Source organism: Polaromonas sp. (genome assembly GCF_012927415.1).
In the GTDB taxonomy this organism is placed as follows: Bacteria; Pseudomonadota; Gammaproteobacteria; order Burkholderiales; family Burkholderiaceae_C; genus Polaromonas.
This window is the reverse complement of sequence record NZ_JABBPF010000027.1, coordinates 13773-29149: the sequence shown is the minus strand read 5'-3', so window position 1 is coordinate 29149 and position 15377 is coordinate 13773. Positions and strand designations below refer to the sequence as shown.

General features: G+C 55.5%; 14 protein-coding genes and 2 tRNA genes. 4 read left to right on the top strand and 12 right to left on the bottom strand.

What is annotated here, in order from left to right; translation table 11 throughout:
- Nucleotides 1–305: 305 nt before the first annotated feature.
- Entirely contained in the window at nt 306–1535 is a 1230-nt protein-coding gene (gene serA / locus HHJ19_RS02800) for a phosphoglycerate dehydrogenase (protein WP_296903851.1), read from the top strand.
- Between the two features lie 122 nt (nt 1536–1657).
- On the opposite strand, the gene HHJ19_RS02795 is transcribed toward serA, so the two are convergent.
- The 10 genes from HHJ19_RS02795 to HHJ19_RS02750 all read right to left on the bottom strand — a co-directional run bounded on the left by HHJ19_RS02795 (nt 1658) and on the right by HHJ19_RS02750 (nt 9095).
- Nucleotides 1658–2281: a thioredoxin fold domain-containing protein gene (locus tag HHJ19_RS02795; protein WP_296903850.1), complete on the bottom strand. Its 624-nt coding sequence runs from the start codon at nt 2279–2281 to the stop codon at nt 1658–1660.
- Between the two features lie 258 nt (nt 2282–2539).
- Nucleotides 2540–2615 (bottom strand) — tRNA-Lys (locus HHJ19_RS02790).
- An 11-nt stretch (nt 2616–2626) separates the two neighbouring features.
- Nucleotides 2627–2702: transfer RNA gene (locus HHJ19_RS02785), tRNA-Lys, on the bottom strand.
- A 76-nt stretch (nt 2703–2778) separates the two neighbouring features.
- Nucleotides 2779–3621, bottom strand: a complete 843-nt coding sequence (locus tag HHJ19_RS02780; RefSeq protein WP_296903848.1) for a tRNA threonylcarbamoyladenosine dehydratase — start codon at nt 3619–3621, stop codon at nt 2779–2781.
- Nucleotides 3611–4753: a YeeE/YedE family protein gene (locus tag HHJ19_RS02775; RefSeq protein WP_296903846.1), complete on the bottom strand. Its 1143-nt coding sequence runs from the start codon at nt 4751–4753 to the stop codon at nt 3611–3613. The genes HHJ19_RS02780 and HHJ19_RS02775 overlap by 11 nt, the downstream gene beginning before the upstream one ends.
- Nucleotides 4754–4804: 51 nt before the next feature.
- On the bottom strand, nt 4805–5569 hold the full coding sequence (gene ybgF, locus HHJ19_RS02770) for a tol-pal system protein YbgF (RefSeq protein WP_296903844.1): 765 nt from the start codon (nt 5567–5569) through the stop codon (nt 4805–4807).
- A gap of 12 nt (nt 5570–5581) precedes the next feature.
- Complete coding sequence (pal, locus tag HHJ19_RS02765) at nt 5582–6130, bottom strand: peptidoglycan-associated lipoprotein Pal (protein WP_296903842.1); 549 nt, start codon at nt 6128–6130, stop codon at nt 5582–5584.
- A gap of 42 nt (nt 6131–6172) precedes the next feature.
- Complete coding sequence (gene tolB, locus HHJ19_RS02760) at nt 6173–7471, bottom strand: Tol-Pal system beta propeller repeat protein TolB (RefSeq protein WP_296903840.1); 1299 nt, start codon at nt 7469–7471, stop codon at nt 6173–6175.
- Between the two features lie 14 nt (nt 7472–7485).
- Nucleotides 7486–8328: a glycosyltransferase family 2 protein gene (locus HHJ19_RS02755; RefSeq protein ID WP_296903838.1), complete on the bottom strand. Its 843-nt coding sequence runs from the start codon at nt 8326–8328 to the stop codon at nt 7486–7488.
- Nucleotides 8325–9095, bottom strand: a complete 771-nt coding sequence (locus HHJ19_RS02750) for a glycosyltransferase family 2 protein (RefSeq protein WP_296903836.1) — start codon at nt 9093–9095, stop codon at nt 8325–8327. The genes HHJ19_RS02755 and HHJ19_RS02750 overlap by 4 nt, the downstream gene beginning before the upstream one ends.
- Here HHJ19_RS02750 and HHJ19_RS02745 point away from each other — a divergent pair.
- The 3 genes from HHJ19_RS02745 (at nt 9070) to HHJ19_RS02735 (ending at nt 13228) form a co-directional block, all read left to right on the top strand.
- Nucleotides 9070–10515, top strand: a complete 1446-nt coding sequence (locus tag HHJ19_RS02745; RefSeq protein ID WP_296903834.1) for an O-antigen ligase family protein — start codon at nt 9070–9072, stop codon at nt 10513–10515. The genes HHJ19_RS02750 and HHJ19_RS02745 overlap by 26 nt on opposite strands.
- Nucleotides 10512–12281 (top strand): lipid A export permease/ATP-binding protein MsbA, encoded by a 1770-nt coding sequence (gene msbA, locus HHJ19_RS02740; RefSeq protein WP_296903832.1) that lies wholly within the window; start codon nt 10512–10514, stop codon nt 12279–12281. Before HHJ19_RS02745 ends, msbA begins: the two co-directional genes overlap by 4 nt.
- 74 nt (nt 12282–12355) lie before the next feature.
- Nucleotides 12356–13228 carry a glycosyltransferase gene (locus HHJ19_RS02735; protein ID WP_296903830.1) on the top strand — a complete coding sequence of 291 codons (873 nt, stop codon included), beginning with the start codon at nt 12356–12358 and terminating at the stop codon, nt 13226–13228.
- Between the two features lie 197 nt (nt 13229–13425).
- On the opposite strand, the gene HHJ19_RS02730 is transcribed toward HHJ19_RS02735, so the two are convergent.
- Both HHJ19_RS02730 and HHJ19_RS02725 read right to left on the bottom strand, forming a co-directional pair.
- Entirely contained in the window at nt 13426–14628 is a 1203-nt protein-coding gene (locus tag HHJ19_RS02730; protein ID WP_296903828.1) for a glycosyltransferase family 4 protein, read from the bottom strand.
- Nucleotides 14625–15374 (bottom strand): polysaccharide deacetylase family protein, encoded by a 750-nt coding sequence (locus HHJ19_RS02725; protein WP_296903826.1) that lies wholly within the window; start codon nt 15372–15374, stop codon nt 14625–14627. The genes HHJ19_RS02730 and HHJ19_RS02725 overlap by 4 nt, the downstream gene beginning before the upstream one ends.
- Between the last annotated feature and the right edge of the window lie 3 nt (nt 15375–15377).

Sequence of the window (15377 nt, the reverse complement as noted above, 5' to 3'; positions counted from 1 at the left end):
TTTTTGGTGATTGCTTCTAAAAACGCTTCACCGCAAGAAGGCAGTTAACGATTGGCTATTAAACGTACCAACGGAGGAGGTTCGCCAGTTTTGCAAGAATCAATAGCCTCTCGTCAGAAAAAAAGATGATGTAGCAGACAGCCCAACAATTGTCACGCCGACTCCATGTTCCTGCAAGGCCATCTGGACACGCCGCTCGCCCTGCCTGCCGACCCTAATTCGCAAGGGTAAATGCCCTGAACAATGCTGAATTTATGCGTTGATTCATAATAATTATTTTTATCTTAACGAATCAGTCACTGCCCATGCACAAAACATCCACCGACAAGAAAAAAATCAAGTTTCTCCTGCTGGAAGGCATTCATCCATCGGCGGTCGCTGTCTTGACAGCTGCGGGATACACGAATATCGACAGCGTGCCAGGCGCGCTTTCCGACGAAGAGCTCAAGGCCCGAATCGCAGATGCGCACTTCGTCGGCATTCGATCGCGTACTCAGCTTACGGCTGAAGTTTTTGCGCATGCGACAAAGTTGGCAGCTGTCGGCTGCTTTTGCATAGGCACCAATCAGGTCGACCTTCAGGCGGCGCGGGAACGCGGTATTGCCGTTTTCAATGCACCCTTTTCCAACACCCGATCGGTGGCGGAACTGGTGCTGGCCGAAGCGATTTTGCTGCTGCGCGGCGTGCCGGAAAAAAGTGCTGTAGCTCACCGCGGCGGCTGGCTCAAATCGGCTGACAACGCCTACGAAATTCGCGGCAAAACCCTGGGTATAGTGGGTTATGGCTCCATCGGCACACAGCTCTCCGTGCTGGCCGAAGCACTGGGCATGCATGTTATGTTTTTTGATGTGGTTACCAAGCTGCCGCTTGGCAACGCGCGTCAGGTTGCCAAGCTGAACGAGTTGTTGACGCACTCTGATGTGATCAGCCTGCACGTACCCGAAACGCAGGCAACGCAATGGATGATTGGCGCAGCCGAGATTGCCGCGATGAAACCTGGCAGCGTGTTCATCAACGCTTCGCGGGGGACCGTGGTTGAGATTGAACCACTGGCCGAAGCCCTGCGGCAGAAAAAACTGCTAGGTGCGGCGGTTGACGTTTTTCCGGTGGAGCCACGCAACAACAAGGAAGTTTTTGAATCGCCGTTGCGCGGTCTGGACAATGTGATTTTGACGCCGCATGTTGGCGGCTCGACTATTGAAGCGCAGGAAAACATTGGCGTCGAAGTGGCGGAGAAACTGGTGAAATACAGCGACAACGGCACCTCGACCTCCTCCGTCAACTTCCCCGAAGTGGCGCTCCCGGCCCATCCAGGAAAACACCGGTTGTTGCATATTCACAAAAATGTACCGGGCGTGCTGTCCGAGATCAACCGGGTGTTTGCGAGCAACCATATCAACATCGCATCGCAGTACCTGCAAACTAATGAAGCCATCGGTTATGTCGTCATCGACATTGACGCGGCGCACTCGGACATCGCGCTAGCCAAACTTGCCGAAGTTCCAGGAACGATACGCAGCCGGGTTCTGTTTTAGTTGCGTTGACGAGCAGTGGCCTCATCACTATCAAAGTAATAGCGGTTAAGGACTGCTTTTGTTGGATCAGCGACGTTTTTTACCGCGAAAAACGAAAAACAAAAGCGAGACGAATTCGGGTTTTAAACGGGGATTACAGGATCGCCGACTGGCACTTGCAGCCCCAGCAGGGCCGCCAGCGCGGCGGTGGACATAGCGCCTTCCTGCGTTATGACTGCGCCGGTTCGTGCATTCATTCCCACAATGGCCGGTACCGATGCAAAACCGAGCCGGTTAAACAACTGTGTATTTTTCGCCACCAGAGCTTTCTGTGAATCGATGCTGCTTGCCGCGTTTATGCCGCCGTGACGCGCCTGGAGCGATGTTTCATGGTCGTTCATCGCAGAGACTGGATCCTGGGCAGCAAGCAATGTGGCACCCTGTAAGGTGCTGGAGGGATTAAGGATGCCAACCGGAATCCAGACAAACCTCGCCTGGGATTTCAGTGGCTTGGCCGCTTCCCACAAGGCCCCGCAGTGAGGGCACTGGGTATCAAAGAAAACATACACGGTACGCGCGCTCACCTTCGGGCCGACATCAAAGCCTTTTGCTTCAACGGCAATCGCGGCCAGGGAGACCGCTGTGACACTCTTTGCGACCGCTCCACTATCGGGTGCCTCGCGGCAGCCGGCCAACGCAAGACTGGCAGCAAGGAGTATGGCGAGAATGAATTTGAAAGACGGTTTAAAGACCATGACAAAGAGCAATAAAGTTATCCAAGGTTGCGACTGCGCACTATAGTAGCGCATCGTTGGACATTGACCGCATGCGAAAACGTAGGAGCAAGCCCGTCATTGTTATCTGTTTTACTGACGGTACGTGCTTTCTAACCCAAACCTGCTACCTGGTTTTTTGCGTCTGTTGCGGTAGCTAAATAACGGCAACATCAGCAACAAAAGACCCACCCCAAACAACACGGCGCTATCAGTCTGATAACTACGGAGCTTTTAGATGTAAGGCTTGACTGGTGGGTTCTGCGAGATTCGAACTCGCGACCTACGGATTAAGAGTCCGCTGCTCTACCAGCTGAGCTAAGAACCCAAACAGATAGATGGTGGGACGTGCGGGGGTCGAACCCACGACAAACGGATTAAAAGTCCGCTGCTCTACCAACTGAGCTAACGTCCCAGGATTTCTCCAGGCCGTACTACATTATTTGCAGCACAGCCTCAAATTATAGCGTCATTTTTTTATGCTTTTGAAACTATCCAGCAATTTGGTCAAATACCCAACCTGCGGCACACATCCCGAAAGTTGATGTGACGCTGACGACTGATCCGTAACCATGGCAATTCAGAGTGCCATCCGTCTGCCCAAGAACGGCTGTCAATTCATCGGCGGGTTCTTTCGATACCTTGTCCTGCTGGGTAACTGCACTGCCGGTCGATGGTTGCTGCACTGGTTCCCGACTAAAAACACAGGTTACACCGATCTTTCCCTGACGCGCCGCGCCCTGCTCCTTACGCAGGCGATAGCGCAGCTGCGCGAGCAGGGGATCGTGAGTTACCAGCGACAGATCGTCGATGTCAACACGATGGGCGAGGCGCTTGCCGCCCGCAGCACCGACGCTGACCAGCATTGCTTTGTTTTTGATGGCCCAGGCTCCCATGGCCGTCTTGGCTCTCACTTGATCACAGGCATCGATGACAGCAAATCGTTTGCGGTCGAATCCGCTGTCGAGGGCAAGAATCTGTGGCCAATTGGCAGTATCCACAAACTCTTCAACGCAAGACACTTCGCAATCAGGATTGATGTGCGCGATTCGTTCGCGCATTGCCTGAACCTTGGCCTGACCCAGGCTGGTGTCAAGCGCATGTACTTGGCGGTTAATATTGGATTCGGCAATGTGGTCGAAGTCGATCAATGTCAGACGCGCCACGCCACTGCGTGCAATTGCCTCTGCAGCCCACGAGCCCACACCACCCAAGCCCACCACCACAATGTGCGCAGCGCGAATTCGCGCAGCACCGGCTGCGCCGTACAACCGCGCCAACCCTCCAAAGCGTCGCTCCAGATCTGCCTGAATCAATGCGCTGTCAGCTGTCATGTTGCTTGGAAATGCCATCAAGTCGAACGCTCACACGCCATATCTGGTACTTCAAGCCGCCCACACATCCCGTCAATATCGAGGCTAACGCCACGAAACTCGTGACACTCAAGGTCGAGATGCCCGACAGTCCCTGCCCCACGGTACAACCCATGGCGCTGACCCCACCCACGCCCATCAAAGTCGCCCCTGCCAGATGGTTTGCCGTGTCCTGTGCATCAAGAAAGCCTTCCCATCGAAAATTGCGCGATAAAAGTGAATAAGCGGCAGAGCCCACCACAACGCCAAAGACAGACACGATGCCCAATGTGAGCACCTTGCTCTTGTCGCTGAAAAACATGAACCAATCCAGGGTGTAAGCGACCGGAGCCACAAAGCTCAAGGCTTCAGACTTACCGGAATTGGTCGCAATAAATGTTTCCTGCAAGGTCTCTGGGTGCTCGGCCAGGTAGCCCAGATTTCCACTGACCCACCAAGTGGCCGTCACAACAGCGCCTATGCCAAGGCCAGCCAGCAAATTATTGAAGCGGCAAAAACCTTCACCCACCATAGCCCAGAAAATCAGGCTCAACCCAATGACGATGGCAAGCCCAAGCCCGGCAATCAAGGGATCCAGACCGAAGACGCGGGCGACCCAGTCAGGTAGTGCGGCACGAACGGGCAAATCAATTGCAATTTTGTCAATCGTCTCGACCCGGACTACGGCAGTAATACCTTTCAAGGTGGCAAATGCAGCGATCCCCATGACCAAAAATACCACCAGCGACTTGAGGCTACCTCCCCCAATACGAGCCAGCGTCTTGCTGCCGCAACCGGACGCCAGCACCATGCCGAAACCGAACATGGTCCCCCCGACGAGTGCGGAAAGCCATATGAACCGGTTTGACGAATACAGCGTTTTGGACGGATCAATCAATCCAGCTGCCGCCATGCCAAAAAAACCAATCATGGCGACGCCCATCGCCATACCCCACATACGCATGCGCGTCCAGTCGCCCATGTTTACGACATCGCTGACGGCGCCCATAGTGCAAAAATGAGTGCGCTGCACAATTGCGCCAAAGATCGTAGAGAGGATGAAACCAGCCAAAAGGACTTGGGTGGTGAGCGTAGCAAGTCCGGCAATTTCCATTCCCCAATGTTAAAGGAGGAATGAAGGGAGAAACTGGGCAAATTGATTGCCCTATTTCAACTTGCTCAAACGTTCTTTCGCGACAGAAGCAGCTTCCGATTGGGGGTAAGCCTTCACCAGGTCCTCAAGCGTTTTGCGTGCCGACTTGGCATCCTTTAGTTCAACCTGGCAATTGGCACTGGACAGAAGTGCTTCAGGTGCACGCAGATGATCCGGGTCAGCCGCCACCAGCGCGCGGAAATTGGTAACGGCGGAACGGTAATCCCGCAAGGCGTATTGCGCATTGGCCAGCCAAAACAGGGCTGACGTGCGGTATCCGCTCTGAGGATATCGGTTGATAAAACCTAAAAAGCTGGTTTGGGCCGCGGCAAAATCACCTTTGCGAAGCGTAGCAAGCGCTAGTTCGAATTCCTGCTTTTCAGCCGGCTCCGCAGCAAACTCCCTACCGTCCACAGTGACCTTGCCTGGTTCAAACTTTCGCAAGCGATCGTCAACGCCTTGAGTGAGATCCTTCTGATTGCGCTGCATGTCCGCAACGGTTCTGGTCAACTGTTCATTTTGGCCACGCATCGTCGCCATTTCACTGCGAAGCATTTCAATTTGATTGGACAGGTCAAGCAGACTACGACGCAGTTGGGCGTTCTCTTCACCCGCTTTCCTCCCGTCTTCATTCAGGCGCTGCTGCGAGATATCAACCTTCTGTCGCAAATCAAGTATGGCCCGGCGCGCTTCGTCATCTTCAAATAGCGCAGCGCCTGCATTGAACGTCAGCGCGCACACTGCAAACGCGACGGCAGCCTTCAAAATTTTCACCATACCGCCTTCTGTTTAGCGGTAGTTGAGTTCAGCACGGCGGTTTTGAGCCATCGACGCTTCATCACCGCCCGTTGCGGCAGGCTTTTCCTTACCAAAGCTCACGGCTTCGGCTTGGGAATCTGACACGCCAAGCAGACCCAGAGAGCGGCGAACGGCCTCGGCGCGTTTCTGTCCCAGGGCCAGGTTGTACTCACGGCCACCGCGTTCATCGGTATGTCCTTCAATAGCCATCTTGCGGGCCTTGTTGGCCAGCAGGAATTTCGCATGAGCGTCGACCACGTTCTGGAATTCAGGCTTGACTACATAACTGTCAAAGTCGAAATACACCACTTTGGCGGTATTCGCAGGGCCAGCGGCAGAGGAATCGGAGGCGCCAATCTGAACCGGTGATACATTGCGGGCGGCCGCTGCCGCAGCCGCAGCCGCAGCATCATCAGCCTGTTTTGAACTAGCGGTTCTGTCCTCAACGGGAACATCGGCCAGTTTGACATTGGATCCGCATGCGACGAGCGAGCCTGCAAGTACAAGGGATGACACGATGGAAAATAAAATGCGTTTCATTAGATACCTCTTGATATAAAAAATAAAATTCAGAATAAATCATTAACGCTGGAAAGGACCCCAATCTGGTTCCCGAATATCTCCGCCAGCGCCCGACAACCTTGCCTTGATTTTTCCATCCAGGGTGGTGGTCATCAATGCTTCTTTTCCCTGTTGCTGCGTCGCATAGACAATCAACCGGCTGTTGGGAGCGAAACTCGGACTTTCGTCGGCACTAGTGTCGGTAATGGATGTGACAGTTCCACTCGCTAGTTCCATGACCTGCAACTTGAAGGCACCACCTACCCTTGAAACATAAGCCAGCCAGCGTCCATCAGGGCTGATCGCGGGGGATATGTTGTAACTTCCAGTAAACGTCACACGTTCGGGATTACCGCCCGCGGGATTCATGCGGTAGATTTGTGGTGCGCCTCCGCGATCACTTACAAAATAGATGGCTTGTCCATCGGGCGAATACGCCGGTTCGGTATCGATGCTGGATGACTGAGTAAGCCTTCTGGGCTCTCCGCCATTCAAACCTATTGAATAGAGTTGCGAGCCTCCATCCCGGCTCAGGGTAGCGACCAGTTGCTTGCCGTCAGGTGACCACGCAGGCGCACTGTTCGAACCCCTGAAATTAGCCAATAAACGCCGTTTACCTGTCGCCACGTCGTGCGAATAAATCACCGGTTTGCGGGATTCAAATGACACATAGGCCAGCTGGGTGCCATTGGGCGACCATGCCGGAGAAATAATAGGCTCCGAACTGGCAAGCGCCGATTGTGCGCCCTCCCCGTCTGAATCCGCGACCCAGAGATTAAAACGCTGACCGGCTTTGGTCACGTAGGCAATTCGCGTTGAAAATATTCCTTTTTCACCGGTCAGTTTTTCATAGACAAAGTCAGAAACGCGGTGCGCTGAAAGGCGCAGATCGGCTTGTGCCACGGTGTAGCTCTGGCCACCCAGGTCCTGGCCGCGCACAACATCCCACAGCCGAAGGCGAACGTCGAAGCGCCCGTCGGCAAGTGGCGACACGCTGCCGGTCACGATAGCGTCGGCTCCTTTCTGTCGCCAGTTTGCCAAGTCTGGCCTGGTGTTCTCGTCTGCCACAACGCCAGCAGTGTCAACTGCACGGAACATGCCGCTTCGCTCAAGGTCAGCCTTGACGATGCTTCCAATTTTTTGTGGCGATTGTGCTTCTCCTCGAAACGGCGCTATCGCTACAGGCATTTGAGTGAGGCCTACGCCCGACACCTCAACGCGGAACTGGGCAAATGCCGGCAATGCCAGCAATGCCGAAAATGATCCAGCGACCAGAAGGCTGATGAGAATGCGACGCCGTGGGTGGGGAATGATGCTCATAAACTTTCTTGTATCTACTGCAATTGGGTTGTTTTGATGGGCAATCGAGGATCAAGTTCCTCAAGTCCTCTTTCAGCACGTATCAAATCGGTTGTCATACGTTGCAACACCCGATTCCTGTTCACGGATTCCTGGCTGCGTTTATTTTCGCGGTGCCAAAGGTGAAACACCTCTGTGCCCAGGAAACCGTTTTTTCTCTGCACTCCAAAATGACTCAGCCGTAAAACAAGGTCAGCGTCTTCATGGCCCCAACCCTCGAAAACCTCATCGAAGCCGTTGACAGCAACGAAGTCGCTGCGCCATACGCCCAGATTGCAACTGCGGATACCATGCCAGTCAAAGCCTTTTTTAACCCGGAACAGGCACCATGGCCAGACCACAAGATGCAAAAGTTTGTTGCTCTCGCCCCGAAGGCGAGCCGTTATCCAGAAGGCAGCAGTGCAGTTGAGCAGGTCAATTGTGCCACTGGTCACTTGGCGCGTGAGGTTTTCACCCAGCAAGACGCGACTGCCATTGACGAAACATCCCGACTCGGCCAGACGCGCATGCTGCTCAGCAAAAGACCTGTTCGGAACGCAGTCGCCGTCAAGAAAAACAAGGTAGTCACCGGTCGCAAGGCTGGCGGCCATGTTGCGGGCACGCGCCGCGGTAAACCCGATATCCGCGTGCCAGACGTGGCGTACTGGACATCTGAACGCGGGGCACTGCTGGTAAAGCATGTCCACCTGATCGGGTCTGGAGCCATCGTCCGCGATCAACACCTCGTGTGAAGCACTGCACTGCACCGACAGGGAGCGCAGTACGGCCAGCAACGCATCACTTCGGTTGTAAGTAAGCACGATAAAGCTGATTTTCATTGCAACGGTAGTACCTTGCCTACGTTTTGGCGCAGCAGCCAGAGCTTCAAATAGCGGTAGTAGGTACCTTCGGCATTGGACACTGCGAGAACGAAACCCATTCGGCCATCCATAAACCCCAGTCGCAGGAAATAGGTCCGGATGAAGGCCCACAAACCGTGCCCCAGCGCCTTGCTCAAAGACGCAGTTGCGCCTTTTTCAAGCAGACTTTGGGCTCCTGCGGTCGAATAGCGATTGACCTTCTCGAGGACCGCCTCAAAGTCTCTGAAACTTTCGTGCAACAAGGGAGAACGCAGCCGTCCAATATCGAAAGGAGCAACAATCTTTTCGTGTACCAAGTCATTGGAAAATTGAGCCGAGTTGCGGCGAAACAGACGAGTCACCCGATCGGGGTACCAATCCGAATGGTGCATGTACTGCCCGCAATAGCTTGAAAGTCGGGGAAACGAATAGGCATCAAACGAAGGTGCCGCAAGCGCTGCACGGATTTCAGCCTGTAGTTCAGAGGATACGCGTTCGTCTGCGTCGAGTGAAAGCACCCAATCAGAACTTGCCAGGGCCAACGCCCGGTTTTTCTGAATCCCAAACCCTTGCCAGTCAGGGCTGACATGGACACCGGCCCCCATGGATCGGGCCCTTTGCACCGTGTCGTCGGTGCTGCCTGAATCCAGTACCACGACTTCGTTTGCGAATGCCACGGAGCGCAGGCAATCCTCAATGTTATGCGCCTCATTTTTGGTAATGACGGTAACGGAGAGACTTGCCAACGTATTCCTTTTTTCTCAACTATCGGGTGATGGTTTACCGGCGAAAAATCTGGCCTGGTGCGCCCAAAGCATAGCAGAGCGTCCTCCGTGTTTGGGTAACCTGCCCGGAAATGGAATCACCGATAATGCGGACAATTCCTCGGCAATACCCACGACCATTTTGCAAAAAAAGACGATCAATTTCCGACTCGCGATCATTTGCATGGCTGCGGCGTCAGTAGGATTGTCAATGGTCATTATCAGCATTGCCAAGTTCTTGCTGCTCATTTGCGCAGTCGCCATTTTGTTATTGGCGCCGCAGGCTTCTGGTGTCGGCAAGCGTTTGGCCGGAACAGTTACCCCGGCTGCGGTGCTTGTCGTTCTGTTCGCATTTTCGCTCAGTCTTTTTTGGACCGTTGCACCGCAGGCCGAGGCCCTTGGCTCCCTTGCCAAATACAGCAAACTCATCGTGATAATCCTGATGATGGCCCTCATCCGCGACCGGCGCGAGGCCATTTATGCGCTGGCGGCTTTTCTGTTGGCGCAAGCCTTTCTACTGGTCAGTTCGTGGCTGCTGTTTGCGCATTTACCAGTTCCTTGGGCCACATCCAACATGGCGCTGACGCAGAACGCGGTGTTTTCCAGCTACCTTGACCAGGGCATCATCAGTGCTGTGTCTGCTGCAATCTGCTGGCATTTGCGAGAGCTCTTCCCTACCAGGTTTGGTCGGCAGGTGGCAATAATTCTGGCCGTTGTGGCGCTACTGAATGTTTTTTTTGTGTTGATCGGAAGAAGTGGCCACGTTGTTGCGATTGCCCTGCTGTCGATTGCCATCATGTGGGAGCTGCCCAAACGCTACCGGGCTGCCGTCGTGCTGTTGCCGTTCCTGCTGGCTTTGGGCCTGTTTTTCAGCTCAAGCAAGGTACGCGAACGGTTAACCCTGGTGGAAACCGAAGTCCAGTCGTACTCACCCCAAGCCGCAACCATTACATCCTCCGGGGTACGGCTTGTTTTCTGGCAAACTGCCATTCAGATCATCGCCCAGCATCCGCTTGCGGGCGCCGGGATAGGAAGCTGGAGCAGTGAATACAACAGGATTCGGCGTGAAACAAACCCCGCACACATCGATATAGACGGCAATGGGAACCCTCACCAGGAGTACCTGTTGTGGGGGGTGCAGCTTGGAATTCCCGGCATTTTCCTTCTTTGTGCACTGATGTTTTCAATGCTGATCGATAGCAGGAAAATGGAGAAGCATTGCGCACGGGCTATCCAGTCCACATTGCTGGCGCTGGCAGTCGCATGCCTCTTTAACGCCTCCCTTTACGATGCCCAGATTGGTGACTTTTTCTGCGTCTCGCTCGGTTTGCTGCTGGCGTTTGGCCTGACCAAAAACAGTCGCCCGGCTCATGCCACAACTTCACCCGAACCAGCAACGTGACTCAGCCCACAGAAAAACCCTTACCCGGCGCGCCCAGAAAGCAGACGGTGTTGCACAGAATTGCCCGCGTTTGGCCCTATTTCAGGGATTCCAGAGCTGGCTGGGCTGTGGCGATAGGCGCCACGATCGTGGCCTCCGCCACCGAGCCTTTTGTTCCGGCACTGCTCAAGCCATTGTTGGACCGCGGCTTTCAGCGCGACTCCCTGAGCCTGTGGATCGTTCCTGCCACGCTGATGCTGCTGTTCACCATCCGGGGTTTATCCGGATTTCTGGCACAGTTTGCGCTTGCCAGGGTTACCAACGATGGATTGCTCGAACTGCGCACGGCCATGTTTGGCAAGCTGTTAAGCGCCCGCCTGACTTTGTTTGCAGATCAGAGTTCGAGCGCCATCGCCAACACGGTGGTCTACGAAGTATTTAACGGCTCTTCTCTTTTGATTAACGCTGTCATGAAGCTCACGCGTGATGTGTTGACATTGTTGGCGTTGATCGGCTATCTGGTTTACCTGAACTGGAAATTGACGCTCATCGTCGCTTTTTTGTTTCCCGCCGTCGCGTTGGTGATTCAAATCCTGTCCAAGCGGCTCTATCGGCTGACCAAGGAGAGCCAGACCGCCACCGACGATCTGGCCTATGTGGTGGAAGAAAATGTGATGGCGCATCGCGACGTTCGCCTGCATGGCGCGCAAGCCAGCCAGGCCGGTCGTTTCAATATCTTGAGTCATTCCCTGCGCAGTCTTTCGATGAAATCTACTGCGGCCTATGCAGGCATGAGCGCCATCACGCAAATACTGGCAGCCGTGGCGCTGTCGGCGGTGATTTCCATCGCGCTGCTGCAAAGCGCCGAGAGCACAACCACCGTAGGAGGCTTTGTGGCGTTTGTCACCGCCATGCTGCTGCTGATTTCACCCATCAAAAGCCTGTCGGACGCCGCCACACCAGTGACTCGCGGACTGGCGGCACTTGAGCGCGGCCTGGACCTGATGGACCTCACGCCCGATGAAACCGGCGGTACTTTCGTCAAGGCGCGGGCGTTGGGAGAGATTGAATTTGCCAACGTCATGGTTGCCTACAAGGCCGACACCACACCGGCGCTCAGGCAGTTCAACCTTTCCATCAAATCCGGCGAGACAGTTGCGATTGTGGGCGCTTCGGGCTCTGGAAAAACAACGCTGGTGAATCTGCTGCCCCGATTCATTGAGCTGAGTTCAGGCCAGATCACGTTGGATGGCAAGGAAATCCGGCACTGGAACCTGGCTTCCCTGCGTTCACAATTTGCCTTTGTCAGTCAGCACGTCGTGATGCTCAACAGTTCCATCGCCACAAACGTTGCCTTGGGCCAGCCAGTCGATCGCGAGCGGGTACGTGAATGCCTGGCGGCCGCCAGCCTCACCACCTTGCTTGCCGAGTTACCCGAAGGCATAGACACCGTTCTTGGTCACAATGCGATGCAATTGTCAGGTGGTCAGCGCCAACGGCTCGCCATTGCGCGCGCCCTTTACAAGGATGCGCCGGTTCTTGTCCTGGATGAAGCGACCTCGGCGCTGGACACCGAATCGGAGTTGGCCGTGCAGGAAGCGATCAGCCGCCTGACTTACGGGCGCACCTCACTGGTCATTGCACACCGACTGTCCACTATCCAGCACGCCCACCGAATCATCATGATGGATGCGGGGCAGATTATCGAATCAGGTACCCACGCGGAATTGCTGGCGAAAAATGGTGCTTACGCCCACCTCTATCGCCTGGGCTTTCGGTCAAGCTGAGCCAATCGACGCTGGTCAACCTAATTCCACCCTCCCCTTTAACTGCCAAACCAATACTGAAAGCATCTGTTCAGATGAGTGTTTCAATCAGCGGCTTCACCTTTATCCGCAACGGTGTGGAACTCGGTTTTCCGTTTGAGGCTTCCATCCGCTCGCTTTTGCCACTGGTCGATGAGTTCGTGGTCGCGGTCGGTCAGGGTTCAGACGACACGCTGGCGCGCGTGAGGGCCATTGCCGACCCCAAGATCAGGATCATCGAAACTTTGTGGAATGAGCGCATGGCCGATCGCGGCTTTGTCTACGCCCAGCAAAAGATGATTGCCCAGTACTCATGTACCGGCGACTGGGCCTTCTATCTGGAAGGCGACGAAGTGATACACGAAGGCGACCTCGCTGCCATACGCGCTAGCGTTGAGCGTCACCACGCCAATGCCGGGGTGGAGGCCCTTGTTTTTGACTATCTTCATTTTTACGGCTCGCCACAGTGGATTTCGATCAGTCCGGGCTGGTACCGCCGCGAATGCCGGCTGATCCGCAACACCATCCGCAGCTATGCGCCCGATGGACAGTACTGGCTGGTCACAAGCGAGCACAAACGCGGGCGCAACCCGCGCGCAGCGCTGGCCGGTGCGAACATCTACCACTACGGCTGGATACGCCGAAACGAAGAGATGCAGAAAAAACTGGATACCGTCAGCAAATACTGGGGCGAGGCGAAGGCTGCCCGGATCACCTACAGCCAGTTTGACAAGCGAGCCCTCGCGTCCTTTACTGGCACCCATCCGCAGGCCGCGCAGCAGTGGCTGGCCACGGATGCGGAACAGGTTTTGATCATCGACCCGGCCTACAAGCCAACGCCGAAAGAAAACAAGTACCACTTCATGAGGCAGGTTGAAACGCTGACAGGGCTGGATTTCAGCCGCAAGCATTTCAAGCTGGTGGCCTGAACTCTCGTCATGACAGGGCACTCATGAAGTCACCAGCCCGGAACCGCTCAAATCAATCCGACCGATCGGCTAACGGCCTTGCGCCAACCCATGGCGGGCTACGCCCTGCGGGGCAGTCCGACTTGTCCAGTTTTCATGAAAAATAGCGCTTACGTCCAGTATTTACGGTAATTATTAGCTATTATATTAATAGCAAATCAAAACTGATTCTCGGTTTTCTCCACCAGTACTGCAAAGTACAGCGCCTCCTGCCTGAGCGCAAGCTCGCGCCACTGGTAATGCGTGGCGAAATCCGCCGCGCCCCGCCCCAGTCGGGTCGCCAGCGCCGGCTGGGCAAGCACATCCAGAAGGGATCGCGCCAATGCTGAAACATCCTGCGGATCATTCAGAATCAACGCATTGGCGCCCTGCGTCAGCAACCCGGAGATGCCGCAGTAGGTAGATGCACTGACGACCACCGGCAAACCATGCGCCATAGCTTCCAGAACCACCATCGCAAAAGTATCCTCCAGCGTCGGGTGAACCAGGCAGTCGGCCGCCTCATAAGCCGGCCCTACATCTTTCAGCGAGCCCAGGAAAAAGACACGTTTACCGAGCTTTAAATCGTTGGCCCGTTCGCGGAACAGCGGAATCTGCGCGGCGTTCCCTACCACCGCCAGAACTACCTCTGCTGGCAGATGCGCCAGCGCCGCCATCACGGCCGGAAGACCTTTTTTGCGGAAATCATTGGCAACAAACAGCAGGCAGGGGCCATTCGCCGGCAAGCCCAGAAGCCCTCTCACCACGCCCTTGCGTTGTGGCGTGACTGGCGCCTGGGGCAGGGTAATGCCGGGCGTAATGACCGAGAGCCTGCTGCTGCTGGCCGGGTAGCTCGCCGCCATGATGGTCCGCAAGCTGTCAGAGGTCACCACCACCTGCCGTCCCGGGCGGGCCGCATAGCGCAGGTGCTCAAGACCCAGATACGTCAGCAAGCGCGGGCTCGTCACAACCTTGACGCCGCGCAAAAAACGGTGCCAGCCGCTACGGCCATGAAACAGGCTGTACCTGACTGGTAGCACATGAACCGTCTGAACGTCGCCATGCCAGGTGTTTTCGTGCGAGTGCACCACATCAAACCCGCGCCGCGTCGCCCACCAGGTGGCGGTGGCAAACCACAACTGGTTGATCCAGCGTGGCTTGCGCAGGGGCGCGGAAACCAAGTGGTAGCTCACGCCCGGCCATTGGTGATCCACTTCCTGGGCAAAGACGTGAATCTCGTGCCGCGCGGCAAGTTGCTCCACCAGAGCAATGGAATAACGCTCGGCACCTCCGCCGGTTGGTGAGAAGGTCCGGTTGAAAACTGCGATACGGAGCTTGCGGGGGAAAGTCGCTGAAAGCGGTATTGAAGCGGACGCGCTCATTTTTTACGCCGATCTTCGTAGCCGGTTGCAATTTTGAGCCAGAAAACCGGCAGGGTGGTAGAGCGCAGCACCGGCACGCGCGGCAGTTTCAGCATCTCCATCCCAGCATGGCTGCGGCTACGTTGCGTGGTGGTGGCGGCCGAAAAGCCCAGTTCGCTGGCCATAGCCACATGTCGCGGCTGATAGTGACCATAGGGATAGCAAAACTGACGGACTGGCTGGCCGATGACCGTCTCCAGCCTGCTTTTTCCCATAGCCATCTCCGCACGTCCCGCCTGATCGCCGGCCTGAGTCAAATCGATATGGCGATGGGTGTGCGAGCCGACTTCCTGACCGGCCATCACCCATTGCCGCAGTTCTTCTTCATTCATCAACGGCGTTTGCGCAATGCCCAGCGCTTCATCCCATGCGTTGGTCTCGCCCAGCAATCCGCTCACGGCATAGCAGGTCGAAGAAAAGCCCTGCTTGAGCAACGCAGGCAAGGCGTGCGTGAGGTTGTTTCGGTAACCGTCATCGAAGGTGATGCCAACAACCTTGCCGGTCTGTTCGCCAAGCAAGTAAGGTTGCAGCGCAGTCATGGACAACCCGGTGTAGCCCAGCAGGCTGAGCCAGGCCATTTGCCGCACAAAAGCATCGGGCGCCACATACAGGCTGCGAAAAGGACTGCCTTTGGGCGGCGCCCTGGCGCTCTGGTGGTAAACCAGAATGGGGATGGGTTTGCGGTTGGCCGTCTGCCGGTTCGACATGGT